The sequence below is a fragment of the Stenotrophomonas terrae genome (assembly GCF_039674165.1).
Classification (GTDB): Bacteria; Pseudomonadota; Gammaproteobacteria; order Xanthomonadales; family Xanthomonadaceae; genus Stenotrophomonas; species Stenotrophomonas terrae_A.
This window is the reverse complement of the sequence record NZ_JBDJMY010000044.1, coordinates 1-19,600: the sequence shown is the minus strand read 5'-3', so window position 1 is coordinate 19,600 and position 19,600 is coordinate 1. Positions and strand designations below refer to the sequence as shown.

General features: G+C 64.7%; 18 protein-coding genes and 1 tRNA gene. 17 read left to right on the top strand and 2 right to left on the bottom strand.

Annotation, left to right across the window (positions count from 1 at the left end):
• Positions 1-64 precede the first annotated feature (64 nt).
• From ABE493_RS15890 to ABE493_RS15820, 15 genes are all read left to right on the top strand, one after another.
• On the top strand, positions 65-796 hold the full coding sequence (locus ABE493_RS15890; protein ID WP_346499852.1) for a YebC/PmpR family DNA-binding transcriptional regulator: 732 nt from the start codon (positions 65-67) through the stop codon (positions 794-796).
• Between the two features lie 73 nt (positions 797-869).
• The gene (gene ruvC / locus ABE493_RS15885) at positions 870-1,391 is read left to right on the top strand and encodes a crossover junction endodeoxyribonuclease RuvC (protein WP_057628792.1); all 522 of its coding nucleotides are present in this window, start codon (positions 870-872) and stop codon (positions 1,389-1,391) included.
• A 10-nt stretch (positions 1,392-1,401) separates the two neighbouring features.
• Positions 1,402-1,989, top strand: coding sequence for a Holliday junction branch migration protein RuvA (ruvA, locus tag ABE493_RS15880; protein WP_346499851.1), 588 nt, complete (start codon positions 1,402-1,404; stop codon positions 1,987-1,989).
• Positions 1,990-2,105: 116 nt separating this feature from the next.
• Complete coding sequence (locus ABE493_RS15875; RefSeq protein WP_430980798.1) at positions 2,106-3,956, top strand: potassium transporter Kup; 1,851 nt, start codon at positions 2,106-2,108, stop codon at positions 3,954-3,956.
• A 224-nt stretch (positions 3,957-4,180) separates the two neighbouring features.
• Positions 4,181-5,227 (top strand): Holliday junction branch migration DNA helicase RuvB, encoded by a 1,047-nt coding sequence (ruvB, locus tag ABE493_RS15870; RefSeq protein ID WP_346499849.1) that lies wholly within the window; start codon positions 4,181-4,183, stop codon positions 5,225-5,227.
• Entirely contained in the window at positions 5,217-5,642 is a 426-nt protein-coding gene (gene ybgC, locus ABE493_RS15865) for a tol-pal system-associated acyl-CoA thioesterase (protein WP_346499848.1), read from the top strand. Before ruvB ends, ybgC begins: the two co-directional genes overlap by 11 nt.
• 20 nt (positions 5,643-5,662) lie before the next feature.
• Positions 5,663-6,445, top strand: a complete 783-nt coding sequence (gene tolQ, locus ABE493_RS15860; RefSeq protein WP_057628797.1) for a protein TolQ — start codon at positions 5,663-5,665, stop codon at positions 6,443-6,445.
• Positions 6,446-6,483: 38 nt separating this feature from the next.
• Positions 6,484-6,912: a protein TolR gene (gene tolR / locus ABE493_RS15855; RefSeq protein WP_057628798.1), complete on the top strand. Its 429-nt coding sequence runs from the start codon at positions 6,484-6,486 to the stop codon at positions 6,910-6,912.
• On the top strand, positions 6,902-7,975 hold the full coding sequence (tolA, locus tag ABE493_RS15850) for a cell envelope integrity protein TolA (RefSeq protein WP_346499847.1): 1,074 nt from the start codon (positions 6,902-6,904) through the stop codon (positions 7,973-7,975). Before tolR ends, tolA begins: the two co-directional genes overlap by 11 nt.
• Before the next feature lie 167 nt (positions 7,976-8,142).
• The gene (gene tolB / locus ABE493_RS15845; RefSeq protein ID WP_346499846.1) at positions 8,143-9,462 is read left to right on the top strand and encodes a Tol-Pal system beta propeller repeat protein TolB; all 1,320 of its coding nucleotides are present in this window, start codon (positions 8,143-8,145) and stop codon (positions 9,460-9,462) included.
• A 61-nt stretch (positions 9,463-9,523) separates the two neighbouring features.
• Complete coding sequence (gene pal / locus ABE493_RS15840; RefSeq protein ID WP_057628800.1) at positions 9,524-10,042, top strand: peptidoglycan-associated lipoprotein Pal; 519 nt, start codon at positions 9,524-9,526, stop codon at positions 10,040-10,042.
• Positions 10,043-10,045: 3 nt separating this feature from the next.
• Positions 10,046-10,855 carry a tol-pal system protein YbgF gene (gene ybgF / locus ABE493_RS15835; protein ID WP_346499845.1) on the top strand — a complete coding sequence of 270 codons (810 nt, stop codon included), beginning with the start codon at positions 10,046-10,048 and terminating at the stop codon, positions 10,853-10,855.
• Between the two features lie 33 nt (positions 10,856-10,888).
• Entirely contained in the window at positions 10,889-11,578 is a 690-nt protein-coding gene (gene queE, locus ABE493_RS15830; RefSeq protein WP_346499865.1) for a 7-carboxy-7-deazaguanine synthase QueE, read from the top strand.
• 78 nt (positions 11,579-11,656) lie between these two features.
• Positions 11,657-12,328 carry a 7-cyano-7-deazaguanine synthase QueC gene (gene queC, locus ABE493_RS15825; RefSeq protein WP_346499844.1) on the top strand — a complete coding sequence of 224 codons (672 nt, stop codon included), beginning with the start codon at positions 11,657-11,659 and terminating at the stop codon, positions 12,326-12,328.
• 60 nt (positions 12,329-12,388) lie between these two features.
• Positions 12,389-12,464: transfer RNA gene (locus ABE493_RS15820), tRNA-Lys, on the top strand.
• A gap of 266 nt (positions 12,465-12,730) precedes the next feature.
• On the opposite strand, the gene ABE493_RS15815 is transcribed toward ABE493_RS15820, so the two are convergent.
• Positions 12,731-13,831 carry a DUF5694 domain-containing protein gene (locus ABE493_RS15815; RefSeq protein ID WP_346499843.1) on the bottom strand — a complete coding sequence of 367 codons (1,101 nt, stop codon included), beginning with the start codon at positions 13,829-13,831 and terminating at the stop codon, positions 12,731-12,733.
• A 376-nt stretch (positions 13,832-14,207) separates the two neighbouring features.
• On the opposite strand from ABE493_RS15815, the gene ABE493_RS15810 reads away from it, so the two are divergent.
• Entirely contained in the window at positions 14,208-14,759 is a 552-nt protein-coding gene (locus ABE493_RS15810; RefSeq protein WP_346499842.1) for an ECF-type sigma factor, read from the top strand.
• Between the two features lie 23 nt (positions 14,760-14,782).
• On the top strand, positions 14,783-17,536 hold the full coding sequence (locus ABE493_RS15805) for a serine/threonine-protein kinase (protein WP_346499841.1): 2,754 nt from the start codon (positions 14,783-14,785) through the stop codon (positions 17,534-17,536).
• Positions 17,537-17,559: 23 nt separating this feature from the next.
• Here the strand turns inward: ABE493_RS15805 and recQ are convergent, their stop codons facing one another.
• On the bottom strand, positions 17,560-19,368 hold the full coding sequence (gene recQ / locus ABE493_RS15800) for a DNA helicase RecQ (protein ID WP_346499840.1): 1,809 nt from the start codon (positions 19,366-19,368) through the stop codon (positions 17,560-17,562).
• Between the last annotated feature and the right edge of the window lie 232 nt (positions 19,369-19,600).

Below are 19,600 nucleotides of genomic sequence, written 5' to 3'. Positions count from 1 at the left end.
CGGGGCCGTGGCGGGGGATCAGGTAGAATTACCGTCCTGTTCCTGACAGATGTACGGTATTCCCATGGGTCGAGGTCCTTCCATCGAAGGCCGCAAAAACGCGAATGACGCGAAGCGCGGCAAGATTTTCACCAAAATCATCCGGGAGATCAGCGTTGCTGCCCGCGGTGGCGGAGGCGACCCAAACAACAACCCACGTCTGCGCACCGCGGTGGACAAGGCCCTGAGCGCGAACATGACCAAGGATGTCATCGAGCGCGCGATCAAGAAGGCCACCGGTGAGCTGGAAGGTGTGGAATACGAGGAAGTGCGCTACGAGGGCTATGCCCCGGGCGGCATTGCCGTGATCGTCGACTGCCTGACCGACAACCGCGTGCGTACCGTGGCCGACGTGCGCCATGCCTTCAGCAAGTGCGGCGGCAACATGGGCACCGAAGGCTCGGTGTCGTTCATGTTCAAGCGGCTCGGCGTGCTGAGCTTCGCCCCCGGCGCGGATGAGGAAACCATCACCGAAGCTGCGATCGAGGCCGGTGCCGACGACATCGCGGTCTATCCGGAGGATGGTTCGATCGACGTGATTACCGCCCCGGAAGCATTCCTGTCGGTGAAAACTGCGATGGCGGCGGCCAAGCTGGAGCCGGATCACAGCGAAATCACCTTCCGTGCCGACAATGACGTTGCCGTCGATGCCGACACCGCCGTGCAGGTGAAAAAGCTGCTGGACATGCTTGAAGACCTGGACGACGTGCAGGACGTGTATTCCAACGTTGACCAGGCGAGCCTGGAGCGGGTCTGACGACCCGCCCGGTCCCACCGGGTGAGACGGCGTCCGGCCATGCTGGGCGCCGTTTTTTACTGGTAGAGGCACTATGACCCGCATCCTTGGCATTGATCCCGGTTCGCAGCGTACCGGCGTCGGCATCATCGACATCGACGCCAATGGCCGTGCCCGACACGTCCATCACGCGCCGCTGGTGCTGCTGGGTGCGGCGGATTTCCCGCAGCGGCTGCGCTTGCTGGCGCATGGCCTGCACGCCTTGATCGAGGAATTCCAGCCGCAGGAAGTGGCGATCGAACGGGTGTTCATGGCCAAGAATGCCGATTCGGCCCTGAAGCTGGGGCAGGCGCGCGGTGCGGCGGTGTGCGCGGTGGTGATGCGCGACCTGCCGGTCAGCGAATACGCCGCCACCGAGATCAAGCTGGCCGTGGTTGGTCGCGGCGGCGCGGAAAAGCAACAGGTGCAGCATATGGTGGGTTTGATGCTGAACCTGCAGGGCAAATTACAGGCTGACGCCGCCGATGCACTGGCGGTGGCCATTACCCACGCGCATGTCCGCGCCACCGCCAATCGGCTGGGGGTGGACGTGCGGCAGGCTTGGAGTCGGAAATGAGGTTCTTCGAATGATTGGTCGTCTGCGCGGCATCCTCGCCCACAAGGCACCCCCGTGGCTGGTGATCGACGTCAATGGCGTGGGCTATGAGCTGGAAGCGCCGATGAGCACGTTCTACGACCTGCCCGATGTCGGTCGCGAGATCATCCTGTTCACCCATTACGCGCAGAAGGAAGACAGCGTTTCGCTGTACGGCTTCCTGCGCGAGGGCGAGCGGCGGTTGTTCCGCGATGTGCAGAAGGTGTCCGGCATCGGCGCCAAGATTGCACTGGCGGTGCTGTCCGGGGCCAGCGTGGATGAGTTCGCACGGCTGATCCAGACCGGCGATGTCACCGCGCTGACCCGTATCCCCGGTATAGGCAAGAAGACCGCTGAGCGTATGGTGGTGGAACTGCGTGACCGCGCGGCCAATTTCACCGGCGGCGGCGCACCGATTGCCGGTGCGTTGGGCAACGATGCAGTGTCCGAGGCGACAGTGGCGTTGCAGCAACTGGGCTATAAACCGGCAGAGGCCGCCAAGATGGCGCGCGATGCCGGTGCCGAGGGCGATGATGTCGCCACGGTCATCCGTAAAGCGCTGCAAGCGGCGCTGCGTTAACCCCTTCGGCAGCATGACGCCAACCTGAGATCGCCATGTCCCACGCTTCTTCCACGTCTGAATCTTCCACCCAAGGTCATGGCCACGGTCATGGCGGCGGCGGTGCTGCCGGCGGCATGGCGCTGGTCGTCGGCGCCATTGGCGTGGTGTTCGGCGATATCGGCACCAGCCCGCTGTACACCTTGAAGGAGGCGTTCTCGCCGCATTACGGGCTCAACAGCGACCATGACACCGTGCTGGGCGTGTTGTCGCTGGCGTTCTGGGCCTTGAACATGGTGGTCACCCTCAAGTACGTGACCATCATCATGCGCGCCGACAACGACGGCGAGGGCGGCATCATGGCCTTGATGGCGCTGGCCCAGCGCACCCTGCGCAATGGTTCGCGCTCGGCCTACGTGGTGGGCATCCTCGGCATTTTCGGCGCCTCGCTGTTCTTCGGTGACGGGGTGATCACCCCGGCCATCTCGGTGCTGGGTGCGGTCGAGGGCCTGGAGGTCGCGGCACCGGGGTTGGGCCACTTCGTGGTGCCGATCACGCTGGTGGTGCTGGCCGCGGTGTTCGCCGCGCAGCGCTTCGGCACCGAGAAGGTGGGCAAGGTGTTCGGGCCGGTGATGACCATCTGGTTCCTGTCACTGGCCGCCATCGGCATCTGGAACGTGATCGCCGCACCGGAAGTGCTCAAGGCCTTCAATCCGCTATGGGCAGCGCGGTTCTTCATGGAACACGGCTGGCACGGCATCTTCATCCTCGGCGCGGTGGTGCTGGCGGTGACCGGTGGCGAGGCGCTGTATGCGGACATGGGCCACTTCGGTGCGCCGCCGATCCGCCACGCCTGGTATTTCTTCGTGCTGCCGTGCCTGGTGCTCAACTACCTGGGGCAGGGTGCATTGGTGCTGCAGCGCCCGGACGCGGTGGCCAATCCGTTCTTCGAGGCGGTGCCGGAGTGGGCGCTGATCCCGATGATCCTGCTGGCAACGATGGCGGCGGTGATCGCCAGCCAGTCGGTGATCACCGGCGCGTTCTCGGTCTCGCGGCAGGCCATGCAGCTGGGTTACATCCCGCGCATGCGCATCCTGCATACCTCGCACGACACGATTGGCCAGATCTACATCCCCGGCATCAACTGGGGGCTGGCGGTGATGGTCTTCGGGCTGGTGCTGGCGTTCCGCAGCTCCAGCAATCTGGCGGTGGCCTACGGCATCTCGGTGTCGGGCACGATGCTGATCGACACCATGCTGCTGGCATTGGTGGCGCGGGTGCTGTGGCCGCGTGCGCGCCATGCCATCGTCGCGTTGTGCGTGGTGTTCCTGTTCATCGACCTCGGCTTTGTGATCGCCAATGGCGCCAAGCTGCTGCAGGGCGCCTGGTTCCCGCTGGTGCTTGGGCTGGTGTTGTTCACGATGATGCGCACCTGGCGGCGCGGCCGCGAGTTGCTGCGTGACGAGATCCGCAAGGACGGTATCCGCCTGGACACCTTCCTGCCGGGCCTGATGCTGGCGCCGCCGGTACGGGTGCCGGGCACGGCGGTGTTCCTCACCGCCGACCCGACCGTGGTTCCGCATGCGCTGATGCACAACCTCAAGCACAACAAGGTGCTGCACGAGCGCAATGTGTTCCTGCACGTGGAAACGCTGCCGATGCCGTACGCGGCCGATGGCCAGCGCCTGCGCATCGATTCGGTGGGCGATGAGTTCTACCGCGTCTACGTGCGCTACGGCTTCATGGAAACCCCGGACATCCCGCTGGCGCTGATGCGTTCCTGCGACCACGGCGGCATCTATTTCGACCCGATGGACACCACCTTCTTTGCCAGCCGCGAGACCATCGTGGCCAGCGCCAACCGTGGCATGCCGATCTGGCGCGACAAACTGTTCGCCTTCATGCATCGCAACGCGGCGCCGGCCACCGGCTTCTTCCGCATACCGGGTAATCGGTTGGTGGAATTGGGCGCGCAGGTGGAAATCTAGCGTGCAGGAGTGAGTGAGGAGGAGTGAGGAGCGAGATAGGGCTGGAGCAGCTTCTGTGTTGCCGCCTTGCTCGCATGTGGCAACCGGGTCGTGGAAAGCATGAACTGCCGTTGCCGCCGCCTTCTCTTGCTCCTCACTCCTCTTCACTCACTTCTCGCACGTCTTCCCTCACTTCTCGCCAAAACCAGCTCCTATTCCCGCATGGCAGGCCGTAACATACCCAGATGACTGACGACCGCATCATCGGCGCCGGCGCCACCCGTGAGGATGACGCCGCCGACGCCAGCATCCGCCCGCGCAGCCTTGCCGATTATCTTGGCCAGGCGCCGGTGCGCGAGCAGATGGATATCTACATCCAGGCCGCCAAGGCACGCCACGAAGCCTTGGATCATGTGCTGATCTTCGGTCCGCCCGGTCTGGGCAAGACCACGCTCAGTCATGTGATCGCCAATGAACTGGGCGTGGCGCTGCGCGTCACCTCCGGCCCGGTGATCGAAAAAGCCGGTGATCTGGCCGCACTGCTGACCAATCTGCAGCCGCATGATGTGTTGTTCATCGACGAAATCCATCGTCTTTCGCCTGTGGTCGAGGAAGTGCTGTACCCGGCGATGGAGGATTTCCAGATCGACATCATGATCGGCGACGGCCCGGCCGCACGCTCGATCAAGCTCGATCTGCCACCGTTCACCCTGATCGGTGCCACCACCCGCGCCGGCCTGCTGACCGCGCCGCTGCGCGACCGTTTCGGCATCGTGCAGCGGCTGGAGTTCTATTCGGCTGACGAGTTGACCCGCATCGTGCGGCGCTCGGCGGCCATCCTCGGCATCGATTGCAGTGCCGAGGGCGCAGGCGAAATCGCACGGCGTTCGCGCGGCACCCCGCGTATCGCCAACCGGCTGCTGCGGCGCGTGCGCGATTACGCGCAGGTCAAGGCGGCTGGGCATATCGACCAGGACGTGGCGCAGGCCGCCATGCAGATGCTCAAGGTCGATCCGGAAGGCTTTGACGAGCTGGATCGGCGCATGCTGCGCACCCTGGTGGAGTATTTCGACGGCGGCCCGGTCGGGGTCGAGTCGATGGCCGCGGCGCTTTCCGAGGAGCGCGGCACCCTGGAAGACGTGGTCGAGCCGTTCCTGATCCAGCAGGGCTTCCTGGTGCGCACCGCACGCGGGCGCATGGCCACCAACAAGGCCTACCGCCATCTGGGCCTCAAGCCCAAGGCTGCGCCGGCGCCGGTGGACCTGTTCGCGGAGCAGCGCGATGACGAATGAGTCTCGGTTCAGTTGGCCGACACGCATTTACTGGGAAGATACCGACGCTGGCGGCGTGGTCTACCACGCCCGCTACGTGGCCTTCATGGAGAGGGCACGAACCGAATGGATGCGGGCCCTGGGTTACGGACAGGCGTCCCTGCGCGAAGGCGATGGGCAGATGTTCGTGGTCCGGGCGATGACGCTGGATTTTTTCAAGCCGGCCAAGCTTGACGATGTACTGACCACCACGGTGGAACTGGTGCAATGCCGGCGGGCCAGCTTGTTGATGGCGCAGGCGGTGCTGCGCGATGACCAGGTACTGGTCAGCGCCCAGGTCCGGCTTGCTGCTGTCGGGGCCGCGGATTTCCGTCCGCAGCCCATCGATGAGGCGCTGCACGCAGTGCTTAAACCCCTTCAAACACAACACGCTTAAGCAACACTGAGGAAGATCGGATGATCGCTTTGCTTCTGGCCCTGCAGGCCACCGTGACCGAGGCCCTGCCGGCCGATGTCAGCGCCGCAGCCGCGCAGACCGTGGCGCAGGCCAGCCATGGCGGCGGCATCAATTACCTGGACCTGATGATCAAGGCCAGTATCCCGGTCAAGCTGATCGTGCTGCTGCTGTTGGCCGGCTCGTTCATCAGCTGGGTGATCATTTTCCGCAAGGCACGCGTGTTCAAGGCCGCCGACAACGAGGCCAGCGAGTTCGAGAACCGCTTCTGGTCCGGTGCCGATCTGGGCAAGCTGTACGCCTCGGCGACCGACCGCAACCGTCAGGTTGATGGTCTGGAAGCCATTTTCGAGGCCGGTTTCCGCGAATATTCGCGCCTGCAGGGCCGCCGCGCCTTTGATGGCCGCACCCAGCTGGAAGGTGCACAGCGCGCCATGCGCACCACCTATGCCCGCGAAGTTGACGGCTTGGATCGCAACCTGGAGCTGCTGGCCAATATCGGTTCCACCGCCCCGTACGTGGGTCTGGTCGGCACCGTGTTCGGCATCATGGTGACCATGCACGACATGATCAGCAGCGGTGAGCAGGCCGGTATCGCCTCGGTTGCACCGGGTATCTCCGAAGCCCTGTTCGCCACCGCGATTGGTCTGTTCGTGGCAATCCCGGCGGTGTGGGCATACAACCGCTTCACCACCCGCGTCGAGCGGCTGTCGGTGCGCTATGAAACCTTCGCCGAAGAGTTCAGCTCCATCCTGCAGCGCCAGCAGAGCGGCAGCGACGAGTAAGTGCGCCAGCGCCTTCCTCTGACCGCAGGAGCCAATTTATGACCGCCGCCATTCCCCGTCGCAAGCGCCGCAAGCTCAAGTCCGAGATCAACGTCGTGCCGTATATCGACGTGATGCTCGTGCTGCTGATCATCTTCATGGTGACCGCGCCGCTGCTGACCCTCAGTTTTGAAGTCGACCTGCCCAGTTCCACCGCCAAGGCGCTGGAAAGCAAGCAGGACCCGATCGTGGTCTCGGTACGTGCCGATGGCCAGATGAGCCTGAAGCTGCCCGAAGCCAAGGATCCGCAGGCCATGGACGCCGCTGCGCTGCAGGCGCAGCTGGGCGCGCTGGCCTCGCAGGACAAGGAGCTGCGGGTGATCGTGGCTGCCGACAAGAGCGTGGCCTATGAAAAGGTCATGGATGCCATGGACGTGATCAAGGCCGCGAAGATCGAAAAGGTGGGTCTGGCGACCGATGCACGCTGACGCACTGCCACCGCCGCACGACAACCGCAACGAGTGGGGCCTGCCGGTCGTACTGGCGTTGCTGGTGCATTTGTTGGTAGCGGCGATCTTCATCATTGCCTGGTTGTGGTCGCCCACGCGCAGTACCGAGGCCGCCGCTGGCGATCCGGCGCTGGAAGCCAACATGCAGCTGTCCGCCGCCGAGGCCTCGGCCGCGCGGCAGGCGCTGCGTGCCTCGGAGAAGCTGCCGGACCTGCCCGAACCGCCGCCGCAAGACGTGCCGCCCGAGCCGGTGCCGGAAGATACCGTGCCGCCGCCGCAACCCATTCCCGAGCCCAAGCCGCAGGATGCGCCCACCCCGCAGCAGCACAACGCCCAGGAACGCATTGCCCAACCGGACACTGTCGACCAGGAGCGGGTCAGCGCACTGGCCATCTCGCAGGAAAAAGCCAAGCAGGAACAGGAAGCCAAGCGCCGTCAGGAACAGATCGACCTGACCGAGCGCAAGCGGGTGGAAGAAGCCGAGCAGAAACTGCGCCTGGCCAAGCAGCAGGAAGAGGCGGACCGCAAGAAGCTCGCCGACCAGCAGCGCCAGGCCAATGAAACCCAGGCCGAGCAGGAACGTCAGCAGAAGATCGCCGAGATCCGCCGCAAGCGCGAGCAGGCCGAGCGCGAGGCCAAGCTGGCCGAGCAGCGCCTGCGCCAGGTGGCTGATGCCCGTGCCCGCGCGCAGGCTGCATCAACCAGCAGTGGCAGCAGCGGTGCCAGTACGCCGTCGCCGGGGCAGGGCGGTACCAGCAATGACCTGACCGCCAAGTATGCTGCTGCGATCCAGCAGGCCGTGCTCAACCAATGGATGCGCCCGGACTCGATTCCGCGCGGCCAGCGCTGCCGCCTGACCATCCGCCAGTTGCCCGGCGGGGAAGTGGTGAGTGTCGAGTTCGCGCCCGGCTGCCCGTATGACGAGGCTGGCAAGCGCTCGGTGGAGGCCGCGGTACTGCGTGCCCAGCCGCTGCCTTATCGCGGCTATGAAACGGTGTTCCAGCGCAACTTGAACTTCAACTTCGAGGCGCAGGATCGCTGAGCAACCGGGTTGTTTCCGGTGTTTATGATTTCAGTGGAAACCTTTTAACCGGGGTGGTTTTACGGCGGGATGAGGAAATTTCACGCAATAGTTCGTTCATGATTGCGAAAGTATTCATCTTCCTGCTGCTATCCCTTTTTTACTTCGCCCGTACTGTTGAGCGCCCCATGAAGAAAATGCCTCGCTGGCTGCTTGCCCTCACTGCCCTGTTGTTGCCGCTTGCGGCGATGGCGCAGCAGAAGGGACTGGAAATCGACATCATCGGTGGCAACGCGTCGGCCACGCCGATTGCTGTTGTGCCGATGGCCTACCAGGGCTCGGCCGGTGCGCCGCAGACCGACGTCGCCGCCGTGGTGCGTGCCGACCTGGACCGTTCCGGCCAGTTCCGCAATCTGCCTGAAGCGCAGATCGCCGAGCGCCCCAGCCGCGGCAGTGAGGTGCAATACCCGACCTGGCGCGCGCTGAAGCAGGATTTCCTGGTGGTGGGCCGGGTGCAGGACGCCGGTGCCGGCGCCTACCGCGTGGAATACGAACTGTTCGACGTGGCCAAGGGTGAGCGCATGCTCGGCCTGGCGATGACTGCCCGTTCCAGCGCCATGCGCGACGTCGCCCATCAGATGGCCGATGCCATCTACGAAAAGATCACCGGCGTACGCGGTGCCTTCTGGACCCGCATCGCCTACATCACCGCCAGTGGCAGTGGCGCCAACATGCGCTACGCGCTGATGGTGGCCGATTCCGATGGGTACAGCCCGCAGACCATCGTGCGTTCGGCCGAGCCGCTGCTGTCGCCGAGCTGGAGCCCGGACGGCCGCAAGCTGGCCTATGTCAGCTTCGAGCGCGGCAACTCCTCCATCTACGTGCAGGACATCGCCACCGGTGGCCGTGAGCTGTTGACCAGCTTCCGTGGCATCAACAGCGCGCCCTCGTTCTCGCCGGATGGCCGTCGCCTGGCGCTGGCCCTGTCGCGCAGCGGCAACCCGGAAATCTACGTGATGGACCTGGGCAGCAAGCAGCTGACCCAGCTGACCAACCATTTCGGCATCGACACCGAGCCGACCTGGTCGGCCGATGGCAGCTCGGTCTACTTCACCTCCGACCGCGGCGGCCGCCCGCAGATCTACCAGGTCTCCTCCAGCGGCGGCAGCGCCAGCCGGGTGACCTTCCAGGGCAACTACAATGCCAAGGCCAGCGTATCCTTCGACGGCAAGAAGATTGCCGTTGCGCAGGGCGCCGGCAGCAGCTACAAGATCGCGATGATGGACAGCAGCCTGGGAGCGGCGCGCTGGAGCACGCTGTCGCCGGGTTCGCTGGACGAATCGCCGAGTTTTGCGCCCAATGCGAGCATGGTGCTGTACGCCGCTCGTGAAGGTGGGCGTGGTGTGTTGTATGAAGTGTCCGCCGACGGTCGGGTGCGCCAGCGCCTGGTTCTGGCCGATGGCGATGTGCGCGAACCGGCTTGGGGTCCGTACCGCACTGCGCGTTGATAAAATGTTAATCTCTGCAAGCATTAATCCCAACATTGGCCAGGAGCCACTAGGTATAGCCATGAACAAGTCAACTCGTGTTTTGCTCGTTTCGCTGCTGTCTGTAGCCGCGCTTGCTGGCTGCTCGAAGAAGGTCAAGGAACAGCCGGCACAGCCGCCGGTTGATACCGGCTCGACCACCCAGCCGACCGCACCGTCCACCTCCGGCCTGTACGGCCCGGGCGACCTGGACACCGACGCTTGCCTGCGTCAGCGCGTCGTCTACTTCGATCTGGACCAGGATTCGGTCAAGCCGGAGTTCCAGGCCATCATGGCTTGCCACGCCAAGTACCTGCGTGACCGTCCGTCCTCGCGCATCACCTTGCAGGGCAACACCGACGAACGCGGCAGCCGCGCTTACAACCAGGCCCTGGGCGAGCGTCGTGGCAATGGCGTGAACTCGGCTCTGCAGGCCAACGGTGGTTCGGCTTCGCAGCTGACCGTCGTTTCCTACGGTGAAGAGCGTCCGGTGTGCACCGATTCGAACGAGTCCTGCTGGTCGCAGAACCGTCGCGTCGAAATCGTCTACACCGCGCAGTAATCGATGCGCATCAGTCTCAAACTGATGCTCGTGGTCGCGGCAGCCCTGGTGGCTGCCGTGCCCGCGTATGCACAGCGGGCAAGTTTGGCTGACCGGGTTGGCGTGCTGGAAACGCAGGTCAACAACAGTCAGGCCAATACCGACATGCTCAATCAACTGCAGCAGCTGCGTACTGAAATGCAGGCGTTGCAGGGCACGATCGAGCAGCTTCAGCACGAGAACGAACAGCTGAAGCAGCGTAATCGTGATCAGTATCTGGACCTGGACGGTCGCCTCAATCGCCTTGAAGGCGGTACAGGTGCACCGGTCGCTCCGGCCACTGGCGCGGTGACGCCCGCCGCTGCGGCCGCAAAGCCGACAGCGGCTGCTGCCGAGCGTCCGCCGACGGTACGTGGTGACGCCGGCACACTGGCCTCGGCCGGTGACGAGCGCGCTGCCTACAATGTCGCGTTCGACGCATTGAAGGCTGGCAACTATGCCGATTCGGCGCAGTTGTTCCAGAGCTTCCTTGAGCTGTACCCGAATGCTGCTTACACCCCCAATGCCTTGTATTGGCTGGGTGAGAGCTTTTACGCGACGCGTAATTTCAAGATGGCCGAAGCACAGTTCAGCGATCTGGTTGCCCGCTACCCCACCCACGACAAGGCTGCCGGCGGTTTGCTGAAGCTTGGCCTGTCGCAGTTTGGTGAAGGCAACAGCGCCCAGGCGCAACAGACCCTGGAACAGGTTGTTTCCCGTTTCCCCGGCAGTGATGCGGCCCGTACCGCCCAGGACCGACTGCAGTCGATCCGGCTCGGCCAGCAACTGCGTTGATGTGGTGCCGCACCGAGGGTGCGGCCAATGAATATGAACTCTCCCAGCGCCGCTGTTCCCAGCGAGATCGTGCAGTCGCCTTTGCCGCGATTGAAGATCACTGAAATTTTCCTGTCACTGCAAGGCGAAGCCGACACCGCCGGCTGGCCGACCGTTTTCGTGCGCCTTACCGGCTGCCCGCTGCGTTGCCAGTATTGCGATACCGAGTACGCCTTCCATGGCGGTGACTGGTGGGACATTGACGACATCGTCGCCGAAGTGCTCAAGCAGGGCGTGCGCCATGTCTGCGTGACCGGCGGCGAGCCGCTGGCGCAGAAGCGCTGCCTGATCCTGCTGCAGAAGCTGTGTGATGCCGGCCTGGACGTGTCCCTGGAAACCTCCGGCGCGCTGGATATCGCTGCGGTCGACCCGCGCGTGTCGCGTGTGGTGGACCTGAAAACCCCGGATTCACGCGAGATGGCGCGCAACCGGCTGGAGAACATCCCGCTGCTCACTGCACGCGACCAGCTCAAGTTCGTGATCTGCAGCCGTGGCGACTACGAATGGGCCAAGGCCATGCTCGCCGAGCATCGCCTGGCCGAGCGCTGCATGGTGTTGTTCTCGCCGAGCAAGTCGCAGCTCAAGCCGCGCGAGCTGGCTGACTGGATCGTGGCGGACCGTCTGCCGGTGCGCTTCCAGATGCAGCTGCACAAATTGTTGTGGGACGACGCACCGGGTTATTGAGCCGGCGCCGTACCTTTCAATCGTTCAACCCGGCGCGGGACAGCGTGCTGGCTTTCCTCTCCCAACCGGATCATCACCATGAAAAAGAAAGCAGTCGTGCTTCTTTCCGGCGGCATGGACTCAGCCGCCGTCGTCGCCATCGCCCAGGAACAGGGCTTCGAAGTACATGCCATGAGCGTGCGCTATGGCCAGCGCCACACCTCCGAGCTGGAGGCTGCCGCGCGCGTTGCCGCTGCGCTGGGCGTGGCCGGGCATAAAGTGGTCGCGGTCGATCTGCGCAGCATCGGCGGCTCCGCGCTGACCGACGACATCAACGTGCCCGATGCGGGCACGGGTGACGCCATTCCGGTCACCTACGTGCCGGCTCGCAACACCATCATGCTGTCACTGGCGCTGGGCTGGGCCGAAGTACTTGGCGCGAATGACATCTTCTGCGGCGTCAACGCGGTGGACTATTCCGGCTACCCGGACTGCCGCCCTGAATTCATTGCCGCCTTCCAGGCACTGGCCAACCTGGCTACCAAGGCTGGCGTCGAAGGGGCCGGCATCCGCGTGCATGCGCCCCTGCAATACCTGAGCAAGGCCCAGATCGCATTGGAAGGCCAGCGCTTGGGCGTGGACTTCGGTTTGACCGTGTCCTGCTACCAGGCCGATATGGACGGCAAGGCCTGCGGTCATTGCGATGCCTGCCAGCTGCGCGCCGATGGTTTTGCCGCTGCCGGCATGGCCGACCCGACCCATTACGCATGATGTTGTTTTTGCGTTTATTGCGTTAGAATACGCACCCCGGCTACGGCCGGGTCTTTGTTTGGGCCGTTAGCTCAGTTGGTAGAGCAGAAGACTTTTAATCTTTTGGTCGATGGTTCGAATCCATCACGGCCCACCAAAACAGGCACTTAGCGCGAGCTAGGTGCTTTTTTTTTGCGCCGGCCATTGCCGCCGCATAGCGCCGACTCCCCAGGCTATCCCCACGCTCTGTATTGCAGGAGTGCGGACAGGGCAGGTTGTGCAGTCGTGTAGCCCGGGTAAGCGCAGCGCACCCGGGGTTGCCGGCGCAATATCGCCGGACCCCAAGGTGGTTCCTGCCTCCCGGGTGCGCCGCGCTTACCCGGGCTACGACCAGGCCGCGGCTCTGGCCGCGGCTTTTGCGCGCTACTTCAGCAAGGTTTGCTGCACATCGACGATGCGCACGTCATGCATCTGTTCCAGATAGGCATCCAGATAGGCTTTGTGCGAGGCGCCGACCAGCACCAGCGTGCGCATGCCCGGGCTTGGGCCCATCAGATCGCGGATGTTCGCGGCCATGCGCAGGTTACGGGTTTCCCAGGCGGTGACGTACATGCGTCCGTAACCCTGCGGCGAGGGTTCCTCCAGCGTGGCGCCGTAGTCGCTTGCGAACGCGGCCGGGGCCACGTCCGGACCGTTGTCGCGGCGGTACGTCGCCAACGCGTTCTCCGGCGTGTCCAGCTGTGCTTCCAGTCCGCTGTACATTGCTGCCCGCTGTTTGGATGCCGGGTTGTCCCATGCCTTTCGGATGGCCGCGGCATAGGCCTTGGGGTTGGGACCATAGCGATCAGCGCTGTGATCATCGGTCGGCCATAGCCGTTCATGCCCCAGGCGTACCGCCAGCTGTGCGGCGATCAGAGTGGTTTCGTTGCGACTGGTGCGCTGCTCTTCCAGGATGGCCACCAATTCCTGGTTCAGGCTGGCGTCCGCATGGCGTTCCGCTGCGGGCAGGCGCAGCCATTGCACCAAGGCCGATTCACGTTCTCCACCGGCCAGGAATTTGGCGGCCAGGTCGCGGCGCTGCGCTGGTGTTGGTTGCGCCGGCCATGCCGCCAGCATCGTGTCCGCTGCCGCATTGGCCGCTGCCACGTCGAGCCCGGTTGCCTTCGCCGCCGCCGACAGGTCGGGGCAGTAATCGTTCACCGTCAGTGCGTAACGGACGGGGTAGCGGCGCAAGGTGTCGCATTGCTGCCCGGATACCACCTCGATGGCGATGGCCTGCGGCCGCCATGCCGCCAAACGGTCGATCAGCGGGGCGAGTGAGGAGGGGTCGAATGTTTCCGGCAAGCGGGCCAGATGCATGGTGCCGAGCACCGCGACTTCGTTCTGGACACCTTGCTGCGGCCCTTTATGCGCACCTGGATCAAAGCGTTGTGCCTGCGCGGTCTGCGCCAACATCGCCAGCGCCAAGAGGCTGCCGGTCACTACGCCGCGACCCCACATTTCCTGCATCGTTCCGTGCTGCATATGATCTGCCGGTTGAGCGCTTGGTTGGCGCGAAGTCGCGCAGATTCCATCGCCGTCGAGGTGCTTGTCAATGGTGCTGGATGCCGAGCCAGCAGACCGGACTGCGCTGGCTGCCGCGTGCGGCGGGAGCGGCAGCGGGGTGAAGCAACTGGGTGCGCCGGAGGGCTTGCAGCGCCGCAGGGCAAGGCTTTCAGTGTGACGCAGGCCCCTGTTTGCAGGTGGATGGCGGATACAACATTGGGGGCGTGGCGAGACATGACAGCTGCCGCAGATACCGGCCGCAGCAAGCTGCGTGGTTGGAACTGATGGGGGTAGGTCCTAATATGGCGGATGCATCGTCGGTTGCCCGGTGGGCATCCAGGCACTGGGGACAGGATTGAGCAAGCAGATCACTCAACTACTGCATCGCTGGCAAAAGGGTGACATGGATGCGCGTGAGCATCTGTTCGAAGCGCTGTACGCGGACCTGATGCTGATTGCCCGCAACCGCCTGTCGCAGCAGACCAATGGCACCTTGCAGCCGGCCGCGCTGGTCAACGAATCGCTGATGCGTCTGCTCGGTGGCGATGCCGACTACAAGGACCGCACCCATTTTGTCGCGATAGCCGCACTGAAAATGCGCTCTGTGCTGGTGGATCATCTGCGCGCGCGCGGCGCCGACAAGCGTGGCGGCAATGCCGAGCAGCTGACCCTTTCGCATGCAGATCAGGTGCCGGACGAAGCCGGCATCGGTTATGACGTGCTGGCATTGCACCAGGCGCTCAATCAACTCGCCGAGCTGGAGCCGCGCGCGGCGAGCACCATCGAACTGACTTATTTCGGTGGCATGAGCCGTGATGAGATCGCCCTGGTGCTGGATGTTTCCCCGCCCACCGTCGACCGTGACCTGCGCTTTGCGCGAGCCTGGTTGAACCGGCAACTGCGCTGAGCATTGATGGCGAGGGCACGGTAGTGGGGGGCGAGCGTTGGCGGCAGGTCCGTGAACTGTTTGATGCGATCTGCGAGTTGCCGCGCGAGCAGTGGCCGCAGGCAATCGCTACAGGCAGTGCAGACCCGCTCGTGCGCGAGGAAGTACTGCAGCTGCTGCGCTCGCAGACGGTGGGCTTGAGCCGGGTCAGCAGTCGCCTGGACACCGCCTTGGCACGGGCATTGGCCCCGGAGCTGGGGGTGGGCGAGCGGCTGGGGCCGTGGCGGCTGACCGAGCGCATTGCCCATGGCGGCATGGGCACCGTGTTCAAGGCCGAGCGCGCCGACGGTCTCTATCACCGCACGGTGGCCATCAAGCTGCTGCATGGCATGCCCGGCGCCACCGAAGTGGAATTGCTCGGCGCCGAGCGGCAGGTATTGGCTGACCTGCAGTTGGCCAATGTCGCGCGTCTTTACGATGGTGGCACCACGCCCGATGGCCATCCCTACCTGGTGATGGAATACATCGACGGGGTGCCGCTGGACCATTGGTGCACCGAACAGGGCCTGGGCCTGCAGGAGCGGCTGACGCTGTTCCTGGAAATCTGCAGCATCGTGCGGTCAGCGCACGAACAGCTGGTGCTGCATTGCGATCTCAAGCCGCGCAACGTCCTGGTGCAGGCCAATGGCCAGCCGGTGCTGTTGGATTTCGGTCTGGCGCGGCTGCTCAACGAGGCACGTGACAAGCGCGACTCCGGCTATTGCACGCCCGGTTATGCCAGCCCGGAATTGATTGCCGGGCATAACGTCGGTGCAGCCAGTGACGTCTACAGCCTGGGCGTGATGCTGGTGGAGATGCTGTCCACCCGTGCAAGCACGCGTGAGGCGGACAGTGCAGGCGAGGCCGTGCCTGCAGCCAGCGCCAGCGCCCCGGCCGATCTGCCATGGCGGCGGCGTCTGCGCGGTGACCTGGATGCAATCGCCGCGCGCGCCTGCGCCAGTGACATCAGCCAGCGTTATCGCTCGGTGGAAGCCTTGATGGCTGACCTGCGCCGCTACGCTGAACTACAGCCGGTGGCCGCGCGCGACGGCGGGCGTCTGTACCCGCTTGGCAAGGCGCTGCGCCGGAACTGGCAAGTGGTGGCGATCGTGGTGGGGGTGAGCAGCCTGCTTGCGGTGTTCGTGCTGGGGTTGTGGCAGACCCGGCGGCAGGCGCAGGAAGAGGCGGTCATCGCGCAGCAGGTCAGCAACTTCATGGTCGGCATGTTCGAAACCGCCGATCCGTTCCTGCGTACCGAGCGCGGTGCCGAGCAGTTGACCTCGCGGCAACTGCTGGACAAGGCCACGCTGCAGGTTGCGCGCGACCTGGCCGATGCACCGGCGCAGCTGGCGCGGATGCGTGCGGTGCTTGGCGTCGCCTACCAGAACGCCGGGGCGTCGCATCAGGCCGACAGATTGTTGCAGCAGGCCTATGGTGGCTTCATGGACCCGCGTGTGGCGCGCCCGCTGGATGCGGCCAAGGTGCTGGCCGATCTGTCCGTGCAGAAGACCCTGGATGGTGATGGCGAGCAGGGCCTGCAATTGGCAGTCCAAGGCCTGGACCTGGCCGGGCGCCGGGCCCCGGCGGTGGTGCTGGCGCGTCTGTACAGCGCCAAAGGACTGGCCTTGGTGAACCAGCAGCATTTTGATCTGGGCGAGGCCGAGTTCGACAAGGCCATGGCGCTGTATCAGGAGGCCACCGAGGTGGGCGTGGCCTCCGAAATCAACGAGCTGTCCTACAACAAGGGCTTGATGTACCTGCGTTGGGGGCGGCAGGCGTCGGCGGAACGCGAGTTCCGGCAGATGCTGGGCAACCTGCACGGCAGGCGCACGACCCTGGGCTTGGCAGCGGAGATGCGTTTGGCGCAGATATTCCGTGAGCAGGGCGAATACGATCAGGCCTTGCCGCTGTTGCAGTCCGGCATGCAGCATGCCTTGGAACTGTATGGCGCCGAGAGCAGTTTCGTGCGGCAGCAATACGACGGCCTGGCCGACCTGTACCGCGACTCCGGCGACTACTCCGCCGCCGAGTTGCACTACCAGAAGCGCAATGCGTTGAGCGCGCGCCTGGACGGTGTCGATTCGGTCGAGTACTCGATGGGCTTGTTCAATTACGGCGCATTGAAAGAGTTGCGCGGTGAGTTCGCGGCGGCTGAAGACCTGTATCGACAGACCTGGTTGATCCGCAAGCAGAAGCTGGGCGAGGACTCGCCGACCAGCCTGCGCGCGGAGACCGGGCTGGCGGTGCTGCTGATGCGGCAGGGGCGGATGGGAGAGGCCGGGACGATGCTGATGCATGCGGACAAGGGCTTGAGCCTGAGTCTGCCGGCCGATGCACCAGGGCGCGTGGAAGCACATCTGAACCGGATCGATTGGCATGTGCGCAGCGGCCAGCTGGCGCAGGCGCAGGCGCTGCTGGAGGCAATGGGTTCGCCGGTATCGGAGGAGCTGCAGCTGCGGCTGTTGAACATCCGCGCCGATCTGGCCGAACGGATGGGGGAAGGCGCGCATACGTTGGCGCTGCGCAGGACGGCGCTTGAACTTGCCGGCGCCAGACAGGGCAGGAACAGCGCTGCGGCGGCGGCCACGGGCTTGGCCTTGGCCGAGACCCTGCTGCAGCTGGGGCACGCCCAGCTTGCCAAGCAGGAACTGCAGCGTGTGCTGTTGTTGATGGCGCGGCTGCAGGTGTCCGGCTCGGCGGACCGTCGCAAGGTGGAAGGACTGTTGCTGCTCGCCGAGCAGAACCTGCAAGGGCGTTAGTGGCGGCGGTGCGCGGGCCGGGCTCAGCCCTGTTCGCGCACGATCTCGACCAGGCGCTGGCCGTAACGGGCGAGCTTGCTGCCGCCGATGCCACCCACCTTGCCCAGCGCATCGACGCTGGTCGGGCGCTGCTCGGCGATGTTGCGCAGGGTACTGTCGTGGAAGATCACGAACGCCGGCACGTTCTGCTCGCGCGCCAGCTCCGCGCGCAACCCGCGCAGCGCCTGGAACAGGCCCAGGTCGCCGGCCTGTACCGGCAAGCCGGTGCGCGTGCCACCGCGCTCGCGCTCACGCGTCGGTGCGGCTTCGCGGCGCATCATCATCTGCCGGCGGCCGGTGAGCACATCGCGGCTGGCATCGGTCAGGCGCAGGCCGCCATGGCTTTCCGGGTCAACCTCCAGCAGGCTGGCGGCGACCAGTTGCCGGAACACGCCGCGCCAGGCGCGCGCGTCCAGATCATTGCCGATGGCGTAGGTGCTGAGTTTTTCGTGGCCGAGCTGGCGGATGCGTTCGTTGTCGCTGCCGCGCAGGATGTCGATCAGATGGCCCACACCGAAGCGCTGGCCACTGCGGTAGACGCAGCTCAATGCCTTCTGCGCGGGAATGGTTGCGTCCCAGGCGGCGGGCGGGCTGAGGCAGTTGTCGCAGTTGCCGCAGGGCTTGGGATAGGTTTCACCGAAGCCGGCCAGCAGCACCTGGCGGCGGCATTGCATGGACTCGCAATAGCCGAGCAGGTGATCGAGCTTGGCGCGCTCCAGCTGCTTGCGCTCTTCGCCGGCTTCGGATTGCTCGATCATCTGCTTGAGCAACACCACATCGCCCAGGCCGTAACACAGCCAGGCTTCAGCGGCCTCGCCATCGCGGCCGGCGCGGCCGGTTTCCTGGTAATAGCCTTCCATCGACTTGGGCAGGTCGGTATGCGCCACAAAGCGCACGTCCGGCTTGTCGATACCCATGCCGAAGGCGATGGTGGCGCACATCACGATGCCGTCTTCGCGCAGGAAGCGGCGTTGGTTGGCGGCACGCACCTCCGCCGGCATGCCGGCGTGGTAGGGCAGCGCCTGCATGCCTTCAGCGCACAGGAACTGCGCGGTTTCCTCGACCTTGCGGCGAGACATGCAGTAGACGATGCCGGCCTCGTCGCGGTGGTTGCGCAGGAAGCCCAGCAGCTGGCGTTTGGCGTTGTCCTTCTGCACCACCGTGTAGCGGATGTTGGGGCGATCGAACGAACTGACGAAATGCTCGGCGGTGGACAGATCCAGGCGCTCGGCGATTTCGCGCTGGGTCGGCGGATCGGCGGTGGCGGTCAGAGCGATGCGTGGCACCTGCGGCCAGCGCTCGTGCAGGACCGTCAGCTGCCGGTATTCGGGGCGGAAATCATGGCCCCATTGCGACACGCAGTGAGCTTCATCGATGGCGAACAGGCTGATATGCGCACGGCTGAGCAGCGACAGGAAACGCCCGGTCAGCAGCCGCTCCGGCGCGACATAAAGCAGTTTCAGCTCGCCAGCCAGCAGCTCGCGCTCGACCCGCGCGGCGGTTTCGGCGTCCAGCGTGGAGTTGAGGAATTCGGCGCGGACGCCGACCTGGTGCAAGGCCTCCACCTGATCCTGCATCAAGGCGATCAGCGGCGAGATGACGATGCCGCAGCCCTCGCGCAGCAACGCCGGGATCTGGTAGCACAGCGACTTGCCGCCGCCGGTAGGCATCAACACCAGGGCATCGTTGCCGCTGGCAACGTGCTCGACGATGGCCTGCTGGTCGCCGCGGAAACTGTCGTAACCGAAAACGCTGGAAAGCAGTTGTTGCGCGGGACCGGGACTCTGGGGCATTGCGCTAGTTTACCCGCTGGCGGCCCGGCTCGAATGGTCAATAAGCTGTCAGCCGTGCATCCGCGGCCGTTTCAGGGTTGCGCTGAAGCCCCCGTAGTGCCGAGCCATGCTCGGCAGAGGCCTTACCAGGAAAACCCCGTAGTGCCGAGCCACGCTCGGCAGAAGCCGTCCCAGGAAAGCCCCCGTAGTGCCGAGCCATGCTCGGCAGAGGCCTTCCCGGGAAAGCCCATGC